The sequence below is a fragment of the Frankia sp. Mgl5 genome (assembly GCF_023242985.1).
GTDB lineage: Bacteria > Actinomycetota > Actinomycetes > Frankiales > Frankiaceae > Parafrankia > Parafrankia soli.
On record NZ_JALKFY010000618.1, the window covers coordinates 91012 to 112841 of the forward strand.

A 21830-nucleotide genomic window follows, 5' to 3' on the forward strand; every position below is an offset into this window, starting at 1 on the left:
CTGCGTGCTGAGCGGACGACACGTGCCCGTCGTGCCGCGTTTGCTACAGAGCGGGATGTACAGTCCAAACGCGGGCGGTAGCTATGCCCCCCCTGTGAGACCCCCGGGGGGAGGTGACCCCCACCCCCATGCCCTCCCGCCCCCTCGGCTACTGCACCACGCCAGGCTGCTCGGCCCGCGCGAACGGCAAGTGCGCGGCCTGCCTGGCTCGGGTGCGTGCGGCCAGCGATCAGGTACGAGGGTCAGCCGCGCAGCGTGGCTACGGCTCGGCCCACCGGGCGCGCTTCCGTCCCGCTGTGCTGGCCCGTGACCCGGTGTGTGTGCTCTGCCGGGTGGCGCCGTCGACGGTGGCGGACCACTGGCCGCGGAGCCGCCGTGAGCTGGTCGCGGCCGGTGACGACCCCAACGACCCGGTCTATGGCCGAGGCCTGTGTGACCCCTGCCATCGGTCACACACCGCGACCGCTCAGCCTGGCGGCTGGGCCGCGGCCCGGGGTAGGGGCGTCGGCATCGCTGGCGCCCAGGGGGCGGAGACCGACCGGGGGGTTTTCCGTGTGCGTGCTCAGATCGGTGACCCCCCCTCGCCGGCGGGCGGCCGTGACAGCAAGTGACGATCGCGGGGGGTGAGGATGGCTGCCAACGCGGGCCGCAAGCCCAGGCCGCGGGCCCTCAAGCTCGTCGAGGGGCGCGCGCCGGGCAGGGACTCCGGTGGCCGGCCGGTGCCGGCGGGCCCGGGGTTCGTGCGGCTGCCGCCGGTCCCGCCGGTGTGGTTGGAGGGTGAGGCCTTCGCCGAGTGGCAGAGGGTCGCCCCGGAGCTGCAGCGCCTGGCGCTGACCAAGCCGATCGACGCCGGCGCGCTGACCGCCTACTGCCTGGCGTGGGCGCGGATGGTGGACGCGCAGGCGATCGTGGCCCGGGACGGGCTGCTGCTGGATGGCAAGCAGGGGCTGGTCACCCATCCGGCGGTGCGGCTGGTGGAGGCCGCGTCGAAGGAGCTGCGCGCCTGGGCGTCGGAGTTCGGGTTGACGCCGGCGGCCGAGACGAAGGTCGGGGCGAAGGCGGATGACCACCAGGAGGACGACGACCCGTTCTCGTAGCGGGAGCCCCGCGGAGCCGACCGCGGCCGAGCTACGCCGACTCAAGATCAGTCCCGAGGTTGCCTGGTACATGACCGAGCGCGGGATCCCGCTGCCGGAGCCGTGGCAGGCACCGCGGTACAAGACCCCGGAACCGCGGCGGCTGCGCGGCGCCCGGTTCGACCCCGACCGCGTCGATCGGGTGCTGGCCGCGTTCGGCCGGCTCAAGCACACCCAGGGCGAGTGGGCCGGCCGGGCGCTGCGGCCGGACCCGTGGCAGGTCGCCTACGTCCTGGCCCCGGTGTACGGCTGGGTGCGGAAGAACTCCCGCGGCGTCTGGGTGCGGGTCGCGCGCACCTGCTACGTGGACATCCCGCGGAAGAACGGGAAAACCACGTTGGCCGGCGGGCAGGCGTTGTATCTGACCGGCGGGGACGGGGAGGCCGGCGCGCAGGTCTACGCGGCCGCCGCCTCGAGGGACCAGGCCGGCTACTGCTTCGCGCCGGTCAAGGCCCTCACGGAGGGCTCGCCCGGGCTGCGCCGCCACTTCCGGCCGCTGGCGGCGCGGATCACCCACCCGCGCTCCGGCAGCTACTTCGCCGTCGTCAGCAGCATGGCCGACCTGCTGCACGGCGCGAACGTGCACGCCGCGGTGATCGACGAGCTGCACATCCACAAGACCAGGGACTTGGTCGACGCGCTCGAGACCGGCACCGGTGCGCGGGCACAGCCGCTGATCGTCATCATCACGACCGCGGACGACTCCCGCCGGGACACGATCTACGCGGAGAAGCGGGACTACGCCGAGCAGCTCGCCCGCGGCGGGCTCGAGGATCCGTCGTTCTACGCCGTGGTCTGGGCGGCCGACCGGAAGGCGGATCCGTTCGCGGAGGAGACCTGGCGCTCGGCGAACCCGGGCTACGGGATCAGCCCCACGAAAGAGTTCCTCGAGGCCGAGTCGACCAAGGCGCGTCAGTCGCCGGCGAATCTGTCTCGGTTCCTGCGGCTGCACCTGGGCGTGCGGACGAAGCAAGAGGTCAAGTACCTCGAGCTCGAGGTGTGGGACGCCAACGCCGGCATGGTCGACGCGGCCGCGCTCGCCGGCGCGCCGGCGTACGGCGGGCTCGACCTGGCCGCCACCAGCGACCTGTGTTCGCTGTGCTGGCTGTTCCCGTGCGAGGACGGCACGTACGACGCGCTGTGGCGGCACTGGCTGCCGGAGGAACGGCTCCCGGTGCTCGACAAGCGGACGGCCGGGCAGGCGAGCACCTGGGTGCGGGAGGGCTGGCTGACGCTGACCCCGGGCTCCGTCGTCGACTACGCCTACATCCGCCAGGCGATCGTCGCCGACGCCGAGACGTACGACGCCGTCCAGATCGGCTACGACCCGTGGAACGCCACCAGCCTGGTCACCGACCTCGTCGAAGACGACGGCATCGACATGGTTCCGGTGCGCCAGGGGTTCGCGTCCATGAGCGCGCCCACGAAGGAACTGGCGCGGCTCCTCGGCCGCGGCACAGCGGAGACGCCGGTGGTGCGGCACGGCGGGAACCCGCTGATGCGCTGGCAGATCGACTGCTTCGCGGTCGAGCTCGACCCGGCCGAGAACGTCAAGCCGTCGAAGAAGAAGGCCAGCGACAAGATCGACGGCGTGGTGGCTCTTGTCGACGCGCTGGCCGTCGAGATGGTCCACCGCGACGACCGCAGCGTGTACGAGTCCGGAGAACTGGAGGTCGGCTGACGTGGTGGACGTGCTCACGGCCGCGGCCGCCGCGGTGTTCCTCGCCGTGGTCGTCGCCGGCGCGGTCGCGGCCGCCCGGTGGGCGCTGCGGCCGGTCCCGATGCTGCGGCAACGGGTGCTGGTGCAGCTCGCCAGCGGCCAGGCCCTCGCCGGCGTGCTGCTGACCCGCCGGCGCGGCCTGCTCGAGCTCGCCGACGTCGTCGTGCACGACGAGGGCACCCAAGCCCCGGCCGACGGGCGGATCGTCGTCGAGGCCGCGCGGGTGGCCTGGGTCCAGGTGCTCGCGGCGCGGGAGGGCTGAGCAGGTGGCCTCCGTCGTGGTCTCCGCGGGATCGGTCGCCCGGCTCGACGCCGGGTGGGCGCCGTACCCGTCGCCGGCCGCCACCGGGCTGCGACTGTTCGGCGACCACTTCGAGGACTACGGGGCGATCTACCGGACGCAGCCATCCATCCGCAAATGCGTCAGCTTCCTTGGGCGGAACCTGGCGCATCTGGGCATCCACGTGTTCCGCCGGCTGTCCGACATCGACCGGCGTCGGCTCACCGATCACCCGCTTGCCGCCACCCTGGCCAGTCCGAACCCCGCGGCGAAGGTGACTCGGTATCGGCTGATCGACAGCCTGATCAACGACCTGGGGATCTACGACAACGGGTTCTGGATCATCGTCCCGACGGGAGACGACGCGGGCCAGGTCGTCCTGCTACGCCGGCACCCCGAGCGGATCGCCCCGCTGGGCGACCCCGCCGCACCCGAGCAGTACCGGCTGTTCGGCTCCCGCGGCCATCTCGACGTCCCCGCTGGCCAGGTCGTGCACTTCCGCGGCTACAACCCCGACCCGGGGCCGGCCGGCGCGCTGGGCCTGTCCCCGCTGGAGACGCTGCGCCGGTCGATCGCCGAGGACGAGGCGATGGGCGAGTACCGCGAGCACCTGTGGCGCAACGGTGCCCGCATGGAGCACGTGATCACTCGGCCGAAGGACGCCCCCCGCTGGCAGGGCGACGCCAAAGATCGGTTCTGGGCGCGGTGGAACGCGCAGTTCACCGGCGGATCCGGATCCGGGAAGACGGCGCTGCTCGAGGAGGGCATGGACATCAAGCCCATGTCGTTCTCGGCGAAGGACGCGCAGTACGCCGAGGCCCGTGTCGTCAACGACGAAGAGGCCGCCGCGCTGTACCACATCCCGCTTCCGATGATCGGCCGGCTTGAGCACGCGACGTTCAGCAACATCAAAGAGCAGCACGCGCAGCTGTACCAGGACACCCTCGGCCCGTGGATGGAACAGCTCGCCCAGGACATCGAGCTGCAGCTGTTGCCGGCGTTCGCCGACGTCGACCGTGTCTACGTCGAGTTCAACATCGCCGAGAAGATGCGCGGGTCCTTCGAGGAACAGGCCGCCGCGGCGAGCACCGCGACGGGCGGGCCATGGATGACCGTGAACGAGCAGCGGGCCCGGTTCAACCTGCCGCAGATCGACGGCGGAGACGGGCTCATCACCCCGATGAACGTCACGGTCGGCGGGCAGGCCTCGCCGCGTGACTCCGCGCCGGGCAGCGCGTCGCGCCGGCGCCGCCGGGTCCTGCGCGGTCGCCGCAAGTCGATCGAGGGGCCGCTCGCCGAGCTGCTGCCCTGGGTCGACCAGCACGTCGTCCTGCTCGCCGACTACTTCGCCGACCAGCAGGCCGCGGCCGCGGCCGGGGACCTGCTCGACCCGACCGACTGGGACGAGACGCTCGTCGACCTGCTGCTGCCGGTACAGCAGGAGCTCGTGACCGAGGTCGGTACCGCGGCCGCCGCGGACCTGGGTGGCGAGTTCGACCTGGCCGACGTCGAGGAGCTCGTCGACGCGCACACGGCCGCGCTGGCGACCAACGTCAACACGACGACCTCGGACGCGCTCGCGGTCGTCCGGGGCCTGGCGGCCGAGGAGATCGAGGACGCGATCGGCCGGCTGTGGGAGGTCCGGACCACGTCCGGTGCCCAGGGTGCGGCCGAGGGCGCGACGTTCTCGTCGGCGGCGATGGCCGACCACGAGGGCGCCCGGCTGGGTGGCGCCCGGTCGAAGACCTGGCACTCGCACGGCAGCAACCAGCGGGCCCGTCACCGCGGCATGTCGGGCACCACGATCGCGATCGGCGGCGAGTTCCCGATCGGCCGGGGCGCCCGCTGGCCGCGCGATCACAAGATCGGCGACGTCGGCCAGATCGCCGGCTGCACCTGCACCCTGACCTACAGCACAGAGGAGCCGTGACCGTGAGGACGAAGGCGTTCCGGATCTCCCGTTTCAAGGCCGCCGGCGACGGCGAACCCGAAGGCACCTTCGACGCGCTCGTGTCGGTCTTCGGCAACGTCGACCTGGGCGGGGACCGGATCGTGAAGGGGGCGTTCGCCCGCACCCTCGGCGACTGGTCGACGGCCGGCGACCCGATCCCGGTGATCTGGTCGCACCAGTGGGACAACCCTGACGCGCACATCGGCTACGTCGACCCGGCCGAGGCCGTCGAGACCGACGAGGGCCTGGCCGTGAAAGGGCGTCTCGACGTCGGCGAGCCGTTCGCCGGCAAGGTGTACGACCTGCTCAAGACGCGCCGGGTGCGGGAGTTCTCGTTCGCTTACGACATCCCCGCCGGCGGGGACCGTAAGGCGGCGGACGGCGCTCACGAGATCGTCGACATCGACCTGCTCGAGGTCGGGCCCACCCTCAAGGGCATGAACCCGGACACCGTCCTGGGGGACGTGAAGTCCTTCCGCAGCCGTGGCGGCCGCGGGGCGAAGGCCACGGTGCGGATCGAGGGCAGCGCCGAGCAGCATCTCGAGGCGATCGGCGGCGCGGTCCGCGCGTGGGCGGCGGAGTACCGCGTCGACGACGTCTACGCGGCGTACGTCGAGGCCACGTTCGACGATCATGTGATCGCCTACGTCGAGTCGTGGGACGAGCCCTACGGCGGCGGCACCTACTACGACATCCCCTACACCGCCGGCGCGAACGGGGTCGAGCTCGGCGAGCCGACCGCGGTCGCCATCGTCGGCGCGGTCCAGCCCAAGGCCCACCGCCGCGCCGCCAAGCTCCGCCAGGTCGGCACCAAGGCCGGCGCCCGCAACAGCGTGGCGGACCTGGCCAACCTGCAGACGATCCACGACCTGTCGTCCGGGCTGGGGGCGGCCTGCGCCGAGCCGGACGGCACCGCCGCCGCCGAGCCGGACGCACCGGCCGAGGACGGCAAGCGGCGGCGGTTGTCCGCCGGTGACCAGGCGGCGCTGCTCGGCCTCGAGCTCGCCGCGCTCTGACCTACCCGCACCCCCGTACCCGACCGCCCACCCGGACGGCCGGGCGGTCCGCATGCCCACAGGAGGGCCCCACATGTCCAAGACCCCCGACGAGCTGCGGGCGGGTATCCGCAAAGAGCTCGAGGCCGCCCGGGCGATCGCCGCCAAGGCCGAGACCGAAGGCCGCGAGTTCACCGCGGACGAGATGGCCACGGTGAAGACGCACATCGACGAGGGCCAGCGACTCAAGGGCCTGTTGGAGAAGGCCGGGCAGGGCGCGTCGCTGCTCGCCGCGCTCAAGGGCCTCGAGGGTGCCGGCCTGGTCGACCAGCGGCCGACGCCGTCCGCCGTCGCCGGGGGCACCAAGGGCAGCATGGGGCAGCGGGTCGTCGCCGGCCTCGACCCGTGGCTCAAGAGCGCGTTCCCGGGCGGGCGGATCCCGGACTCGGCGCGGGGCGTGCAGTCGCCGCCGGTCATCCTCGGCAAGACCCTGGGCCGTAAGGCGCTGATCACCGGCGAGTCCGACACGTCCGCCGGCGCGCTCGTCCGGCCCGACTATGACGGTGTCGTCGACACCTACGTCGGCCCGCCGCTGATCGCCCGCGGCCTGCTCACGATCGGCAGCACGGCGACCGACACCGTCGAGTACGTGCGCGAAGGCGCGCGGACGAACAACGCCGCGCCGGTCGCCGAGGCGACGACCGCCGCCCCGGTCGGCTCCGGCTCCCCGGAAGTCACCCCCGAGCAGGCCGGCGTCAAGCCGGAGTCAGGGTTCGTGCTGGAGAAGGACTCGACGACGGTCAAGACGATCGCGCACTGGATCCCCGCGACCAAGCGGGCGCTGGCCGACCCGGGCCAGATCCGGACGCTGATCGATTCGTTCCTGCTCGACGGGCTCGCCGAGCAGCTCGAGTACCAGATCTTCAACGGGTCCGGCACCGGCGAGGACCTGCTCGGCGTGCTGAACACCCCGGGCACGCAGGCCCAGGCGTGGGACACCGACCTGCTCACCACCGCCCGCAAGGCGAAGACGAAGATCCGCCGGATCGGCCGGCGCGTCCCGAACGCCTACGTCCTGAACCCCGAGGACGCCGAGCGGTTCGACCTGCTCAAGGACGGCGAGAACCGCTACTACTTCGGCGGGCCGGTTGCGGCCGGGGAGGGGCCGACCCTGTGGGGTCTGCCGCGGCTGGAGTCCGAGGAGGTCCCCGCCGGCACGGGCCTGCTGGCCGACTGGCGGATGGCGGTCCTCATCGACCGCGAGCAGGCGTCGGTCCAGGTCTCCGACTCGCACGCGGATTTCTTCACTCGCAACCTGGTGGCGTTCCTGGCCGAGCTGCGGGCGGCGTTCTACATCCGCCGGCCGTCGGCGTTCATCGAGATCGACCTGACCGCCTGATGCTGCTGACGTCCGCCCGCGGCCGCGGAGTCTGCCCGGTCTGCGGGACGCCCGGCCGGGCGTGCGTCGGTCACTCCACGACCAGCGGCCGGCCCGGGGTGGCCGTGGCCGCCCCGCCCCCCCGGGGGGGGGGCCTTCCGCGCCTGCGGGGGGCCCCCCCCCCCCCCCCGGGGGGGGCCGGGCGGGCGCGGGGCCCCCCACGACCCCCGGAGGTGGCGGCATGCCGCTCGTCCGTGAGACCCGCACCACCCGATCCGGCATGAGCTACATCGTGAAGGTCCCCGCCCCGCCCGAGCCGGCCACGCCAGCGCCCGCGCCGGCGGCCGCGCCGGCTCCGACCGACGGCGGCCAGGGCGAGGCCGGGCACAAGAAGCGGCCGGCGCCGGCCGCCCGCCGCCGCGCCCGCCCGGCCGGCGCGGCGCAGGCCTCGGCCGAAGCACAGACCCCACCCGCCGGCACCGACGCGCCGGACAGCGAGCAGACCCCGCCCGCCGGCGACGGCGCGTCGGACGGCGAGCAGGTCCCGCCCGCCGGCGACGGCGACGATCCGAACGAGGAGAACTGACGTGGTCGCGTCCCCGTACCCCTACCCGTCCGGCGCCACCGAGGCCAACGGCCTGCGTGCCAGTGCCGCGAGCGGCTTCTACCGGGCGTCCATGCCGCGGCTGTTCGCCTCGGCGAACCTCACCGCCGCCACGTCGGGCGTCGCGGTCGCTACCCCGCTGTTCCTGCGCCGCGGCGAGCGGGTCACCTCCCTGACCTGGGTGTCCGGCGCCACCGCGCTGGCCACCGGGACGACGCAGCTCGCCGCGCTGTACTCGGCGGCCGCGACGCCGGCGCTGCTACGCAAGAGCGCGGACGCCACCTCGGCCGCGTGGGCCGCGAACGCCCTCAAGACGTTCGACCTCGCGAGCCCGGTCGACATCAGCGCGGACGGCTACTACTGGGCGAGCCTGATCGTCGCCGCGGCGACGGTGCAGACGCTGGCCGGCCACCTGGCCCAGACCGGTGTCGCCGGCCCGGTCGTCACCGGGGACCTGAACCTGGCCGTCACCCACGGCTCGGCCCTCACCGACGCGCCGGCGACGATCGCCACCCCGACGGTGCGCGCCGGCGTCCCGTTCGTGGTCGCCCGGTAGACGGGCCTGGGCGTGGACCTGTTCGAGTTGGTGGACCTCTCGACGCTCGCCCAGGCCGACATCCCGCCAGCGGCCGCGACGCTCGCCCGGTCGCTGGCCGAGGCCGCGGTGCGCGCCGAGGTCGAGCAGCTGCTCGACTACGTCGAGAACGACGTGATCACCCTCGACGGGTCCGGGCATGGGGTGCTGCTGCTACCCGAGCTGCCCGTGCACACGGTCAGCGCCGTCGAGGTCGACGGCACCGCCCTCGAGGAGACCGGCTGGCAGCTGCGGCGCGCCGGCGTGCTCGTCCGGCCCGGCGGGTGGATCTGGCCGTACGGGGTGCCGGTCACCGTGACCTACACCCACGGCTACCAGGTGCCCCCGCCGGCGGCCCGCGCGGTTGCCCTGGCCGTCGCGCTGCGCCTGGTGCAGAACCCGGGCCGGCTGTCCGCGGCGACGATCGGCGCGGTCAACCTGTCCTACGGCGCGGCCGCGGCCGCCGGTGCGGAGCTGCTCGAGGCCGAACGCCGCCAGCTCGACGGCCTGCGGGCGGGCGAACGATGACCCTCCCTGGCTGGCTGCTACCGCACACGGTCCTGATCGAGCCGCTGGCCGGCTCCACCGGGACCGGGGCCGCGTTCGGTCCGGGGTTCACCGCGCCGGCGATGGTCCAGGACAAGCGGCGCACCGTCACCTCCGCCACCGGCGAGGAGGTCGTCTCCGACACCGCGGTGTTCCTGCCTGCGGGCACGGACTGCCCGTCCGGCTCGAGGGTGACCGCCGGCGGGCGGGTGGCCATCGCGGTCGTGGTCACGACCGCCGACGGGGGCGGGTTGCCGACCCCGGATCACATCGAGATCGCTCTCACCTGACCGGAGGTCCCCCACCATGGCGCGCGTCCCGATCACTGTCGTCACCGCGCAGAACAGCAACCTGCACCCGACCACCGGCGACGACGTCAACGACCATTCGTTCGCCTGGTCACCACACCGCCAGTTGATCGTTCGCAACGCCGACGCTTCCGCGCACCCGGTCACGGTCATCACCCCGGGCGCGCTGGGGAAGGCCGGGCTGGCGATCGCGGACGACACCCGCACCGTGGCGGCCGGGGCGACCGTGCGGATCGACACCCGGGAGACGATCTACCGGCAGGCCACCGGCCTGGTGCACGTCGACCTCACCGACGACACCGGTATCACCCTCGGCGTGCTGGACCTGGCCTGATGGCCGGCACCCGCCGCGGCGCGGAGTTCGTGTGGCGTGGGGGTGAGCTGACCGCCGCGGTGCGCGCGGCCGCCCTCGAGGGACTGCGCGCGGCCGCGGAGCTGATCGGGGACGCCTCCGACCGGCGCATCCCGGTGGAGTCCGGGGACCTGCGGGAGTCCCGCGAGGACGACGTCGACGAGGGCAGTCTCACCGTCGACATCACCTACGGCGGCCGCGGCGGACTGCCGCAGGCCTACGCGATCCGCCAACACGAGGACCTCGAGCTGCAACACCCGAGCGGCGGGCAGGCGAAGTTCCTCGAGCAGGCACTCGAGACCAACAAGAACGACGTGTTCGAGATGATCGCCGACGACATCCGCCAGGCGATCGACGCCGGCGGAGACCTCTGACCGTGCTGCTCGACGAGCTCGCCGAATGGCTCGCCGCCCGCCGCCCGGACCTGCTCGCCTGGTCACCCGCCGAGCCGTACGACCCGGCCGACGTGCGGGCGGCGCTCATCGTCGGGCCGATCCCCCCGACGCTGGACCGCGCGGTGGGCCTGGCCGTCGCCCCGATGGAACTCGGGCAGATCCGCGGCGCGCTCGAGGTCCCGCTACAGGTCCGCTCCCGCGGCCGCCCCGACGACCTGGCCGACTCCGACCAGCTGTGCGACGCGGTCGCCGGCGAGCTCCGCGACGCCCACAACACCACCCTGCCCGGGGGGACCTGGCTGGCGGTGGTCCGCCTCAACGCGGGCCGGCCCGGCTGGCTCGGCCGGGACGCCACCCGCCGCCACCAGCACGTCATCAACGCCCGGCTGTTCATCGGCCGGCCGACCTGAGAGGAGACCGGCCATGGCCGAGGATGTCACCGCCACGCGGGGCGCAGTCCTGGAGATCGAGTCCGCCGTCACCGACACCTGGCTCGACCTCACCCCACTGATCGAGAGCCTGGACCTGGACCGCGGCGCCGGCACCCAGCGCCAGGCCGTCGACGCCTGGGGCGACGAGGGATGGCAGAACGACCGGGTGACCGGCCGCGGCTGGAAGTTCTCCGTGACCATGAAGACCCGCCGGGACCTCGACACCGGGGCCATGAACGCCGCCCAGGCCCGGATCAGCGAGCTCGGCGACGCCCAGCTCGCCGAGGCCCAGACCCGGGTCCGCTACCGCGAGTCGGCGGACCTGGCCACCTGGCTGGTCTGGGGCTGCAACGTCGACGTGAAGAAGTCGAGCGGCGGCGGCGCCTACGACCTCGCCCCCCTCGAGTTCGACATCATGACGTGCGGGGCGCCGGACACGGACGCCGTCGTCTGATGGTCCGTGTCGCCCTCGACGGCCAGGACCCGGGCGAGGCCGATCGTCACGTCACGATCGACTTCGACGCCTACCTCGCCGAACACGACACCGCTACGCCCGTCACGATCCGGGTGGGCGGCCGGCTGTGGGACCTGCCCGCATCGCTGCCGTCCGGGTTCATGCTGCGTGCCAGCGCGCTGGAGGCACGCGGCCAGAACAGTCGGGTCACCGACACCGAGGCGGAGAGCATGCTGCGCGGCCTGTTCGGCCGGCAGGCCACCGAGCTGCTCGACGGCGTCCCCGAACACACGTTCCCTGACCTGCTACGGCTGGTGCTCGACGCCTACCGGCAGCGGATGGCGGAACGCCGGGGAAACGCCCCGGCCCCGACGACGGGCCCGAACCGGCCGGCACGTCGGGGCAATCAGCGGCCGCGGCGTCGCAGGCCGCCGAGGCCCGCCTCCGGCGGCTGATCGTTCAGCACTGGGTGCTGCTGTGCGCGGACTTCCACCGCGAGTACGGCCTCGACCTCGACGGCCCACCCGGCACCGCGGACATCCTCACCGCCCGCTCCTGGCGGTGGTTCCTCGGCCGGGTCCTCGGCCTGTCTGACCAGTCCCGGTGGCGGCACGCGGTCGCCGGCGAACCGGAACGGTCCACCCCCGAGCAGCAGCTCGCCGAAGCACGCGCCCGCGGACGGAGGTGAGCCGTGTTCACCGTCGGGGAGCTCCTCGCCCGTCTGCGGTTCGACGACTCGGAGATGGAGGAGGGCGAGGAGCGTGCCCGTGGCCGGTTCGCCGGCCTCGGCGACCACCTGAAAACCGCTGGCCTGGCGGCCGGGGCGATCGGCGGGGCGATGCTCGCCAAGGGCCTGTCCGACGCCATGGACATGGAGACGGCCACCGCCAAACTGACCGCCTCACTCGGCGCGACCGGGGAGGAGGCCGCCGCCATCGGCCGGGCCAGCGGCGCGGTGTACGCCTCCGGCTGGGGCGAGAGCCTCGACGACGTCAACGAGGCGCTCGGCTCCGTCGTGTCCTCGTTCTCCGGCGTCGAGGAAATGTCCGAAGCTGGGATGCAGCAGGCCACCAAAAGCGCAATGGCACTCGCACGGACCTTCGACATCGACGTGTCAGAGGCCGCGACCGCCGCCGGCGCGATGGTCAAACAGGGCCTGGTCGACGACAGCGTCGAGGCATTCAACACGCTCACCGCGGCCGCGCAGACCCTCCCGAAGTCCATGGTTGGTGATCTTCCGGCGATCGTCACCGAGTACGGCGTCCATTTGAAGCGCATCGGCCTCGACGCCCAGACCTCGTTCGGCTTGATGAGCCAGTACGTGAACGCGGGCGGTAAGGACATCGACCAGGCCGCCGACGTGCTGCACGAGTTCGGCCGGATCACCTCCGAGGAGACCGACCGCGCCGCCGCCGGGTTCAAAGGCCTCGGCCTGGACTCGAAGCAAATGCTGACCGACCTCGGGAAGGGCGGCCCCGAGGCCAAGGCGGCACTGCAGGCCACCCTCGACGCGCTGCGCGGCGTCGAGGACCCAGCCAAGCGGGCTCAGCTGCAGGTGGCCTTGTTCGGTGACATGGCCGGCGAGTCCGTCGACGCGCTGCTCGCGATGGACCCGGCGTCCGCGACAGCGGGTACGGCGCTCGACAACACCTCCGGCGCGGCGCAGCGGCTCGCCGACCAGGTCGGTGGCACCACCGCCCAGTCCCTGGAGTCCCTCAAGCGCCAGTTCTCCCAGGGCCTGGCCACGGCCGTATCGCAGGCCCTGCCGTACCTGCAGAAGGCGACCGACTGGATCACCGAGCACTCGGACCTGGTCAAACAGGTCGCGATCCCGGTGCTGATCGCCCTCGGCCTGGGCGCCCTGGTGATGGGTGCGCAGGTGGCCGCCGGATGGATCATGGCCATGGGGCCGGTCGGCTGGGCGGCGATGGCGATCGGCGCCGCCGTCGCGCTGATCATCATGTACTGGGATGAGATCAAGGGCGCGGCCGCGGCCGTGTGGAACGCGATCTCCTCGGCGTGGGGTGCCGTGGCGGGCTGGTTCTCCGGCCTGCCGGGCATGTTCGCGGGCTGGTTCTCCTCGGCCGGCTCGTGGCTCCTCGACGCCGGAAGCAAGATCGTTAGCGGGCTGCTGGGCGGGATCGCCGGGGCCTGGTCGGCCGTGATCGGCTTCTTCGGGGGGATCTTCGGCGCGGTGCTGGGGTTCTTCGTCTCCGCCGGACAGTGGCTCCTCGACGCCGGAAGCAAGATCATTGGCGGGCTGCTCGGCGGGATCAAGACCGCGTTCCTACTCGTCGTCGGCTTCTACGCCACCGTCTACGGGACGATCCTGGGCTACTTCCTCAACGCGGCCCAGTGGCTCCTCGACGCCGGAAGCAAGATCATTGGCGGGCTGCTCTCCGGGATCAAGACCGCGTTCCTACTGGTCCTGAACTTCTACGGCGCGATCTACGGGACCATCCTCGGCTACTTCCTGAGCGCAGCCAGCTGGCTCCTGAACGCTGGCCGGAACATCATCTCCGGCCTACTCGGCGGCATCCAAGGCGCCTGGGGAACCGCCAACGGCTGGCTGTCGCAGATCGGCAGCTTCATCGGCGGGCACTTCGCGAACGCGGCCTCGTGGCTGTTCAGCGCCGGCAAGAAGGTCGTGCAGGGGTTGATCGACGGGCTCGAGAGCATGATCGGCGCCGTCGGTCGGACCATGGGAAAGATCACGAGCAAGATCGGTGGGTTCCTGCCCGGCTCGCCGGTGAAGTGGGGCCCGCTCTACGGCGACGGCGAACCGTGGCGCCGCGGTGCGCGGATCGCCGCAGGCATCGCGGCCGGCATCGACCGCGAGGCAGGGGCCATCGACGCCGCCATGACGTCGGCCGTGACCAGCGGACTCCAGGTCCCGACGCTCGGCGCATCTCTCGCCGGCGCACCCGTGCGCGGCAGCGACGGCGGTGCCATGCCGGTCTTCGCCCCGCAGATCACCTTCGCTGGGCCGGTGTACTCCGACCGGTCCGGGATGGAGCGGCTCACCACCGAGATGTTGCCGCTGCTGCAGGAGAAGTGGCGCAGCTACGACCGGTCGAACATCTGAGCGAGGAGGTAGGTATGCCCACCCCGATGGACCTGGACAAGCTGCGATCGATCGGTTTCGTGCGCGCCGGGCAGATCGGTCCGCAGGTGCGGGAGGGCCGCGACGAGGCCGGCCGCCGGTTCAAGGAGGTGACCGACGAGCAGGGGCACACGACGACGCAGCGCGGTGACGGCGGGACCGACCTGACGTTGCGGCCGGCCACGATCCGCGCCGGCACCGTCGTCCACGCCGGCCAGGCCCCGCAGCGGCCACGCGTCGACCCGGCCGCCGGCGGGTACGCCCCGTGCCGCTGCGGCGACCACTCCCGCGGCGACCACCCAGCTCGGGATCACCTCTGATGCCCTCGGGTCTGTACGTCCCGACCATGGTCGGGGTGCTCCGCCAGGACATCGCCCTCGACCTGGACTCGACCGCGCACAAGATCGCCCTGTTCAACGGCAGCATCGCGCCGAACCTCAACACCGACACCGCCTACGGGGTCGGCGCGTACGCCTCCAACGAGGTGACCGGCACAGGCTGGCCGGCGGGCGGGGTCGCCCTGTCCGCGGCCGCCGCCGGGGGGACCTCGACGGCGCCCACCTTCGGCCCGGCCGGGTCCGGGGTCGCCGTGTACGACATGGGCAACGTGGCCGTGTCCGGGGTGACCGCGACCGGGATCCACTACCTGCAGCTCTACGCCGACGCCCTCGCCGGGAACAACGCGATCCTGCTGATCGACCTGGGCGGCGACTACCCCGTCGACGGCGTGCTGCGGGTCCTGTGGCGGGAGACCGGCGTGTTCACCTGGACGATGGGAGGGGGTAGCTGATGTCCGACAGCAGCATCACCGCGAAGGACGCCGGCGGCGCCACGATCACGATCGACACGCAGAACGTCGGCGGGTCCGGTCAGCACCAGCAGGCCGTCGTCATCGGTGACGGGGTGAACGTCGGGCGGGTCGTGGGGATCGATTCCGCCGGCGCGGCGAGCGTCCGGCCGCGGGCGGCGAGCACGGCCACGCTGGTGAACGTGTCCGCGTCGCTCAGCTCGGTGACGATCCGCGCGGCGAACAGCGCCCGGCTCGGCCTGATCGTGGTCAACGACAGCACCGCGGACCTGTACCTGACCTTCGACGGGACGACCGCGTCGACGTCGAACTACTCGATCAAGCTGCCGCCGGGTGCTACCTACGAGATGACCATCGTCGTCACGACCCTGATCACGGGTGTGTGGTCGGCTGCGTCCGGTACGGCCCGGGTCACGGAGCTGACCTGACATGCCGATCATCCTGGGCAACCCGCCGCCGGCGACCTGGGTCCCCACCCTCACCAACATCACCCTCGGCGACGGGTCCATGGGTGCCCGATATCTGTTCCTCGCCCCGGGGGCCGTCTACTACCGGATCTTCATTCAGTTCGGCTCGACCACGACCGTCGGCGGCACCGTCCAGGTATCGATCCCGTTCACCCCCAACACGACGCTGGCGCAGACCGGCCACGCGCGCACGTTCCACCCGAGCCTGGGGATCTACTCCGGCGTCCACGGCTTCACCTCGACGACGATCAACTCGATCATCGTGCGGGAGGGGATGACCGACCTCGCCACCGCCGTCCCGTACACCTCGTGGACGTCGGGTTGCACGATCCGCCTCTGGGGCGTCGCCGAACTCGCCTGACAGCACCACCCCCCGCCCGGCCCGCAGTCACCGCTGACGTTCTGCCCCGGGGGGTGACCTGTGCCGTATCCCGTCATGCCGCCCGGCGAATGGGTCCCCGAGCAGATCCCCGGGCAGCTGCGCGAGGAGTTCACCGGCGCCGACGGTGACATCGAGACCCCCGCGCGCACCTGGCTGGACTGGGAGGCACTTGCCGGCGCCGGGCAGATCGTCGGCAACCAGGCCACCGGAACCACGGCGTCCGGGGCGGATGTGTTCCGCTGCACGTCCGCCCTCTCCCACCCTGACCATTCCGTCGAGATCGAGATCACCGCGCTCGACGCCGCGGTCGACCGGGCCGCCGGAGTGTGGCTGCGGATGGGCGCGGGCGCGGGCCTCGCCGGCTATCAGGTCCAGGTCTCCGAGCAGGCCGACGAGGTCCGGATCGTCCGCTGGGAAGCGGGCGTGGGCACCGACATCAGCGGCCCCGATGGCGCCCTGGCCGTGCCGCTGGTCGTGCCCTGCGTGCTCCGCGCCGCGATCGACGACACCGCGCTGACCGTCTACGTCGACAACGCGCTGGTCTGGCAGGGCACCGACAGCACGGCCAGCCTCGCCACCAACACCGCGGTGGGGCTGGACTTCACCAACGCGAACAGCACCGCGAAGATCACCACCTGGCAGGCCGTCGAGCTCGGCAGTCTCCTGCTGGAACCGGACACCATCGTCACGACCTCGACGGTCGGCGCGCCCGCGTTCCTCTCCGAGGCCGAGCAGATCGCCGGCCTGATCGCCTCCTGGGACGCCGCCGACCTGGCCGGCCTGGCCGACGGGGCGCCGGTGTCGTCGTGGCCGGTGCACGCCGGCGTGGAAACCGCCCCGCTGGCCGCAGTCGGCGCGGCCCGGCCGGTGTACCGGACGAACCGGGTCAACGGCCAGGGCGCGGTCACGTTCACCGCGGCGTTGCAGCAAAGCCTGGACACTGGCGGCTGGAGCCGTACCTACCCGGTTCCCCTGACGGTGATCGTCGTCCACAGGTGGACGACGTTGTCCGCGTGGATGGACCTGTGGTCCGGCCGGAACCTGGTCTACACCCACGCGTCCGCGCGCCCGGCCCGGCTCACCGTGGGCGCGGGCACGGCCGGCCAGGTCGACGACCCGACGTCGCTGTCTGTCCAGGGCTGGCACATCGCCGGCGTCGTGTTCAACGGCAGCGGCACCCGGACGTTCTACGACTCCATGACCTCGACCGGGAGCGGTACGACCGGCACCGGCCCGGCCGCGGGGCTCCCCGGGCTCATCCTCGGCGCGTCGTCGACCCGCAACGGCGCGTGGCTCAACGGGGAGATCACGGAGATCCTCGTCATCGGCCGGGCAGTAGCTGATGCCGAGATGGCCGGCCTGCTCGGCGACCGGGCGCAGAAGTACGGCCTGCCGTGGGCGCCGCCGCCCGGCGAGGAGGGACCGCCGGATCCTCCGCTGCCCGGCGCCGAGGGGGCACCGGACGCGCTACCCGAGCCGGTCGTGGAGCCCGGCGTGCCCACACCGCACCTGGGCATGGTGTTCGACTCCGGCCCGATGGAGCTCCTGACCCTGCCCAGTACCGCTCTCGGCTCCTACAGCACGTTCGATGTTGCGGCGATCAGCAGCCTGCCGGCGATCATCTGGGGGGCTGGTACCAGCCCGTCGATCTCGACCGTCGCGCCGCAGGCCGGCGCCACCCACCTGGCCATCACCCGCACCGGGTCGGCCGGCGACATCAGTTTCATCCTCGGTGTCGACTTCGGGGACGTCGCCGCCTCCGGTCGCAACTACCTGATCTGGCTGCCGATCCGCCCCGCCCCCGGCGACCCGAACCGCACCGTCCGCGTCTCCGCAACCTGGCTCGACGACGACGAAGAGGTCCTGAGCTCCGACCTGATCGAGCAGGACGAGGGCACCGGCTACGTCACCCGGGAGGGCTACACCTGGCCCGGCCTGCGGACCACCGCCCCCGACGGCGGCCGCCACCTGGTCATCGGGGTACTCGTCGAGGGCTGCGACCTCGGCGAAACCCACTTCGTCGACGCCTGGCCGATCCGCCAGTTCGGCGTCAACGTCGGCTCCCGGCTACGCCGCCGGCCCGGGGAGACCCGCGGCCGGTCCACGGACCTGGTCGACTTCGAGGCCGGCACGGCGAAATTCGTCCTCAACAACTTCGACGGCCTGTTCACCCCGGGCGGCGACGGCTATCCCGTCGACCTGCGCCAGCAGGTCACCCTGGTCTGGGAGCTCGACGGCGCGCTCTACCCAGGCGGGGTGTTCTACACCGACGAGTGGAACAACATGCCGGCCGCCGACGGTGTCGGCGATGTGCAGGTGAACTGCGTCGACGGGTTCGAGCTGCTCGCGTCCATCAAGCTGATGCCCCCCCACCAGTCGGAGATCATCTACCGGGCGGTCGGCGATTCCTACCTGCCGTTGACGGAGGAGTCCGGGAGCCGTACCGCGGGGGACATCGCCGGCGACGGCGGCACTGCGATCCTGCGCGCCGCCACCGCGGGCAGCGGCGGGTCCGACTTCGGCGGGCAGTCGTTCAACCCGAAGCTCAGTTCCGGGCACACCGGCGACGGCGACGCCACCGTGCTCCAGTTCAACGACGGCGACATCACCGGCGGGAAGGGCGACGTCCTCGAGGTCACCGGCCTCACCAGCGCCATCCCCAAGCGCGGGCAGGGGTGGACATTCCTCGTCCGGCTCGCAATCCCCGCCTCCACCGGCCAGTACCAGATCATCTACCGCAACGCGCTGGAATCGAACCTCCCGTATTTGCCCGGGTTCCAGATCTCCGTCACCCCGACCGGGAGCATCGAGGTCTCGTCCTACTCCGCGGTGGTGATCGAGACCCCGTTCCGGTACGACGCGGACAGCCCGTACTCGCTGGCCGTCACCTACGACCCGACGGTTGGCCGGTACGGCCGGATCCGGATCCGGATCTACGGGTCCGACATCTCCGCCACCCTGACCAACGACCCGTTCTCCGTGGTCGGTACCCCCACCCGCGCCTACCTGGGGGGCACCTACACCCCCATCGGCGGGAACCTGACCTTCCCGTTCCGCGGCCGCATACAGCACGTCCTGTTCGCCAACAGGGTGCTCCCCGACGCGATCATCACCTACCTCGAGCAGCACATCTCCCAAGGCGTCCCCGAATCCGAATCGGTGCGCGCGGCGACGATCTGCGAGTACGCCGGTTTCGCCCTGCCCTACACCCGCTTCGACCGGGGTCAAAGCGTGCTGCTGGCCGCCCACTGGGCGGACCGCACCAGCCTGCTCCAAGCCCTACGGACCACACTCGGCCACGCCGCCGGCCAGCTGATGATGTCCGCGGACGGGCGAGTCATGGCCCACAACCGGCTCCACCGCGCCACCCCGACGCCCCGGTTCGTCTTCGCCGGCGGACAGATGAGCCCCGCCCGCGCCGGCCTGTCGCCCCGCCTCGACCGGTCCCGGCTCGCGAACACCATCGTCGTCTCCCGCCCGCGCGGCGCCCGCTACCGGCTCATCGACCGGGCCAGCCGCACGAAGTACGGCGAAGTTGAGGCTCCCGCGCGGGAGCTACACGTCCAGAGCGACCAGGAGGTCTACGACCACGGCCGGGCGGTGCTGCGCGCCCGCGCCACCCCCCGCAGCGAGATCAAAACCGTCGAGTTCGACCTGGCCGGCCGCCCGCAGCTCGCCCGCGCGCTGCTGTGCCTCGAGCTCGGCGATTTCATCTCCGCCGGCGACCTGCCCGACACCGCCGGCGCCGACGAGATCTCCGGCTTCGTCGACAAGATCGAGAGCTGGTCGGATGGGCCGCTGCGCGCGATGCGGATGCGCCTGTCGCTCTCGCCCGTCACCTCGGCACTGACCTACGGGGACGTGCCCGGCCAGGACCCGACCACCCCGACCCCCGAAGTCCCCGAAGACCCGCCGCCCACCACCCCCGACCCTGAACCACCAGCACCGACCGGCTTCTGGACCTCCGGCGGCGACCGCAACAGCAGCTCGGCGAGCCAGGCCGGCGCCGAGGCGTGGGGGGCATGGCGCGGGCGGCCCTCGACCACCGCCCACCTGTACAACACGAGGACGAACGGCTGGTCGTCGTTCATGCCGAACACCGGCCAGCCCGCCGCGTTCACCAGCCCGAACATTCGCATGATCCTGCTGGTCTCCCCGTTCCCGCTGAATATCGGCTGCACTTACAGTGCACTGGCTTCCGGCGCCTACGATACCCAGTGGACCCAGTTCGCCACCATCCTCAAACAGCGCGACGAGGCCGCCGGCAGGCCGCCCACGATCCTGGCCGTGGCATGGGAAGCCAACGGCTCTTACTTCTCCTGGGGCTATGGCAACGGGGCCCAGCAGTACTCGACCGATACCGAGTACAAGAACGGTTTCCGGCGGATCTCGCAGGTCGTGAAGGCCGCATATCCGGGCGTGAAAATCGCCTGGATCATGAACGGGCACACGAACCCGATGGCCGCCAGCCGGATCTACCCCGGCGACGACCGGGTCGACGTCATCGGCGTCAACTATTACGACCACTACCCGGCATCCCTCACCGCCGCCGCGTTCGACGCTGAAAGTAACAAGGCCGACGCGGGCGTCGGCTGGTACCTGAAGATGGCCCGCGACCACGGGAAAGAGTTCGCGGTGCCCGAGTGGGGCCTGTCCTGGCAAAACAAGTCCTCGGGCGGGACACTCTACGGCGGCGGCGATAACCCCGTCTACGTCGAAAAGATGTACCGCTTGTTCGAGGGCGCCCGGCAGACCGGCCACATCATCGCCGAATGCTATTTCGATGACCCGATGGGCGGCGGGAACGTCGACAGCGACCTGTACAACAACGGCAACCCGAACTCGGCGGCGAAATACAAGCAGCTCTACCGGCCCGGCGCGACCACGACGCCGACCACCCCGACGAGCGTCGCACCGACCGCGAACATCACCTCGACCACCTCGACGCTACGCATGGGCAGCACCACAGGTCCTCGGATGTACCTCGCCGGCGGCAACGTGTGGGGCATCGAAGACAACGTCAATAACGGCGGGTTCGGCAACGGCCAGTACGCGAACCGCGCGAACGTCGCAGCCACCCTCAAGAGCTGGGGTGCGAACTACGTCCGGTTCCGCCTGTACGCGAACTACTACAACGGCCTGACCGCCGCCAACAAAACCGCGATGATTCAACGGGTCGTCGACTGGCGGAACACCCTGCGCGCAGCCGGCCTACTGACCTGCTTCTGCTGGTGGGACTCGTTGGACGGGCCGTATTCGGGTGCGCAGTGGGCGACCGCGAACAACTGGCAAAGATCGTTCGCCATGCAGAACGCGGTCATCTCCGCTATCGGTAGCGACCCGTACGTTTTCTACGAACCCTTTAACGAGCCCAACAACGTGTCCTCGGCGGACTGGGACACCGCCATGCGGAGCACCATCGCGAACTTCCGCGGGCAGGGATACCGGGGCCTGCTCGTCATCGACACGCCCAACTGGAGCCACCTGTACGACGACACCCGGATGACGGGAATCGAGGCGTACGACGCCAGTCTCACCGGCCGGCCGGCGAACATTGTCTATGCCCGGCACGATTACGCCAGCGAATACCCGGGGAACGCCTGGGATCAGTCCCGGTGGGCCAGCGAAAACGGCGGGACGGCACGCCGGCACATCCTGCTCGAAACCGAGTTCGGGAACTTCAACGGCGGCGTCACCAACACCGGATGGGCCGACGGTGCAACCTCGTTCTTCGCCAGCCAACCCCGCGTCCAGGACAACCTTGCCGGCGGCTGCGCCTTCCTATTCGGGAACTGGTTCGACGCGAACGCGATGACCAGCACCCCATACCAGACGCCAACAACGTGGGGAAACCAGGTGCGGACTCGCTTCCTGGGGGCCGCTGGCGCCACGGCCATCCCGAACGGCTGACCCCCACACCAAACCGTCCGCACGACCAGATGAGGG

Annotated in this window: 22 protein-coding genes; all 22 read left to right on the top strand. The window is 71.7% G+C overall.

From position 1 onward, the window contains the following. Positions 1–629 precede the first annotated feature (629 nt). Positions 630–1097, top strand: coding sequence for a phage terminase small subunit P27 family (locus MXD62_RS16645; protein WP_248830158.1), 468 nt, complete (start codon positions 630–632; stop codon positions 1095–1097). After that, entirely contained in the window at positions 1063–2817 is a 1755-nt protein-coding gene (locus MXD62_RS16650) for a terminase TerL endonuclease subunit (protein ID WP_248830159.1), read from the top strand. Before MXD62_RS16645 ends, MXD62_RS16650 begins: the two co-directional genes overlap by 35 nt. 1 nt (position 2818) lies before the next feature. After that, positions 2819–3118: a hypothetical protein gene (locus tag MXD62_RS16655; protein ID WP_248830160.1), complete on the top strand. Its 300-nt coding sequence runs from the start codon at positions 2819–2821 to the stop codon at positions 3116–3118. A gap of 4 nt (positions 3119–3122) precedes the next feature. Beyond that, on the top strand, positions 3123–5066 hold the full coding sequence (locus MXD62_RS16660) for a phage portal protein (RefSeq protein ID WP_248830161.1): 1944 nt from the start codon (positions 3123–3125) through the stop codon (positions 5064–5066). Continuing rightward, positions 5063–6103: an HK97 family phage prohead protease gene (locus MXD62_RS16665; RefSeq protein WP_248830162.1), complete on the top strand. Its 1041-nt coding sequence runs from the start codon at positions 5063–5065 to the stop codon at positions 6101–6103. Before MXD62_RS16660 ends, MXD62_RS16665 begins: the two co-directional genes overlap by 4 nt. A 73-nt stretch (positions 6104–6176) precedes the next feature. Then, the gene (locus MXD62_RS16670) at positions 6177–7481 is read left to right on the top strand and encodes a phage major capsid protein (protein WP_248830163.1); all 1305 of its coding nucleotides are present in this window, start codon (positions 6177–6179) and stop codon (positions 7479–7481) included. Positions 7482–7701: 220 nt separating this feature from the next. Further along, a complete protein-coding gene (locus MXD62_RS16675) occupies positions 7702–8046 on the top strand; it encodes a hypothetical protein (protein ID WP_248830164.1) in 345 nt (114 codons plus the stop codon). Between the two features lies 1 nt (position 8047). Next, a complete protein-coding gene (locus MXD62_RS16680; RefSeq protein ID WP_248830165.1) occupies positions 8048–8620 on the top strand; it encodes a hypothetical protein in 573 nt (190 codons plus the stop codon). A gap of 12 nt (positions 8621–8632) precedes the next feature. After that, positions 8633–9166, top strand: coding sequence for a hypothetical protein (locus tag MXD62_RS16685; protein WP_248830166.1), 534 nt, complete (start codon positions 8633–8635; stop codon positions 9164–9166). Next, positions 9163–9474: a hypothetical protein gene (locus MXD62_RS16690; RefSeq protein WP_248830167.1), complete on the top strand. Its 312-nt coding sequence runs from the start codon at positions 9163–9165 to the stop codon at positions 9472–9474. The genes MXD62_RS16685 and MXD62_RS16690 overlap by 4 nt, the downstream gene beginning before the upstream one ends. 16 nt (positions 9475–9490) lie before the next feature. After that, complete coding sequence (locus MXD62_RS16695; RefSeq protein ID WP_248830168.1) at positions 9491–9826, top strand: hypothetical protein; 336 nt, start codon at positions 9491–9493, stop codon at positions 9824–9826. Continuing rightward, complete coding sequence (locus MXD62_RS16700; protein ID WP_248830169.1) at positions 9826–10218, top strand: hypothetical protein; 393 nt, start codon at positions 9826–9828, stop codon at positions 10216–10218. The genes MXD62_RS16695 and MXD62_RS16700 overlap by 1 nt, the downstream gene beginning before the upstream one ends. Positions 10219–10220: 2 nt before the next feature. After that, entirely contained in the window at positions 10221–10649 is a 429-nt protein-coding gene (locus MXD62_RS16705; protein WP_248830170.1) for a minor capsid protein, read from the top strand. Between the two features lie 13 nt (positions 10650–10662). Next, entirely contained in the window at positions 10663–11124 is a 462-nt protein-coding gene (locus MXD62_RS16710) for a phage tail tube protein (protein WP_248830171.1), read from the top strand. After that, positions 11124–11579: a hypothetical protein gene (locus tag MXD62_RS16715; RefSeq protein ID WP_248830172.1), complete on the top strand. Its 456-nt coding sequence runs from the start codon at positions 11124–11126 to the stop codon at positions 11577–11579. Before MXD62_RS16710 ends, MXD62_RS16715 begins: the two co-directional genes overlap by 1 nt. Positions 11580–11593: 14 nt before the next feature. Next, a complete protein-coding gene (locus MXD62_RS16720; RefSeq protein ID WP_248830173.1) occupies positions 11594–11812 on the top strand; it encodes a hypothetical protein in 219 nt (72 codons plus the stop codon). Between the two features lie 3 nt (positions 11813–11815). Further along, positions 11816–14209: a phage tail tape measure protein gene (locus MXD62_RS16725; protein WP_248830174.1), complete on the top strand. Its 2394-nt coding sequence runs from the start codon at positions 11816–11818 to the stop codon at positions 14207–14209. Between the two features lie 14 nt (positions 14210–14223). Continuing rightward, positions 14224–14547, top strand: a complete 324-nt coding sequence (locus tag MXD62_RS16730; protein ID WP_248830175.1) for a hypothetical protein — start codon at positions 14224–14226, stop codon at positions 14545–14547. Further along, on the top strand, positions 14547–15017 hold the full coding sequence (locus MXD62_RS16735) for a hypothetical protein (RefSeq protein ID WP_248830176.1): 471 nt from the start codon (positions 14547–14549) through the stop codon (positions 15015–15017). Before MXD62_RS16730 ends, MXD62_RS16735 begins: the two co-directional genes overlap by 1 nt. Then, complete coding sequence (locus MXD62_RS16740; RefSeq protein ID WP_248830177.1) at positions 15017–15463, top strand: hypothetical protein; 447 nt, start codon at positions 15017–15019, stop codon at positions 15461–15463. The genes MXD62_RS16735 and MXD62_RS16740 overlap by 1 nt, the downstream gene beginning before the upstream one ends. 1 nt (position 15464) lies before the next feature. Continuing rightward, positions 15465–15863 carry a hypothetical protein gene (locus MXD62_RS16745; RefSeq protein ID WP_248830178.1) on the top strand — a complete coding sequence of 133 codons (399 nt, stop codon included), beginning with the start codon at positions 15465–15467 and terminating at the stop codon, positions 15861–15863. Between the two features lie 60 nt (positions 15864–15923). Next, positions 15924–21794 carry a cellulase family glycosylhydrolase gene (locus tag MXD62_RS39770; RefSeq protein WP_248830179.1) on the top strand — a complete coding sequence of 1957 codons (5871 nt, stop codon included), beginning with the start codon at positions 15924–15926 and terminating at the stop codon, positions 21792–21794. The last annotated feature ends 36 nt before the right edge of the window (positions 21795–21830 follow it).

Bases quoted from the DNA above. Each gene is read 5' to 3' on its own strand.
- MXD62_RS16645 (WP_248830158.1), top strand. From the start codon at position 630: ATGGCTGCCAACGCGGGCCGCAAGCCCAGGCCGCGGGCCCTCAAGCTC.
- MXD62_RS16650 (WP_248830159.1), top strand. From the start codon at position 1,063: ATGACCACCAGGAGGACGACGACCCGTTCTCGTAGCGGGAGCCCCGCG.
- MXD62_RS16670 (WP_248830163.1), top strand. From the start codon at position 6,177: ATGTCCAAGACCCCCGACGAGCTGCGGGCGGGTATCCGCAAAGAGCTC.
- MXD62_RS16675 (WP_248830164.1), top strand. From the start codon at position 7,702: ATGCCGCTCGTCCGTGAGACCCGCACCACCCGATCCGGCATGAGCTAC.
- MXD62_RS16690 (WP_248830167.1), top strand. From the start codon at position 9,163: ATGACCCTCCCTGGCTGGCTGCTACCGCACACGGTCCTGATCGAGCCG.
- MXD62_RS16695 (WP_248830168.1), top strand. From the start codon at position 9,491: ATGGCGCGCGTCCCGATCACTGTCGTCACCGCGCAGAACAGCAACCTG.
- MXD62_RS16700 (WP_248830169.1), top strand. From the start codon at position 9,826: ATGGCCGGCACCCGCCGCGGCGCGGAGTTCGTGTGGCGTGGGGGTGAG.
- MXD62_RS16710 (WP_248830171.1), top strand. From the start codon at position 10,663: ATGGCCGAGGATGTCACCGCCACGCGGGGCGCAGTCCTGGAGATCGAG.
- MXD62_RS16715 (WP_248830172.1), top strand. From the start codon at position 11,124: ATGGTCCGTGTCGCCCTCGACGGCCAGGACCCGGGCGAGGCCGATCGT.
- MXD62_RS16730 (WP_248830175.1), top strand. From the start codon at position 14,224: ATGCCCACCCCGATGGACCTGGACAAGCTGCGATCGATCGGTTTCGTG.
- MXD62_RS16735 (WP_248830176.1), top strand. From the start codon at position 14,547: ATGCCCTCGGGTCTGTACGTCCCGACCATGGTCGGGGTGCTCCGCCAG.
- MXD62_RS16740 (WP_248830177.1), top strand. From the start codon at position 15,017: ATGTCCGACAGCAGCATCACCGCGAAGGACGCCGGCGGCGCCACGATC.
- MXD62_RS16745 (WP_248830178.1), top strand. From the start codon at position 15,465: ATGCCGATCATCCTGGGCAACCCGCCGCCGGCGACCTGGGTCCCCACC.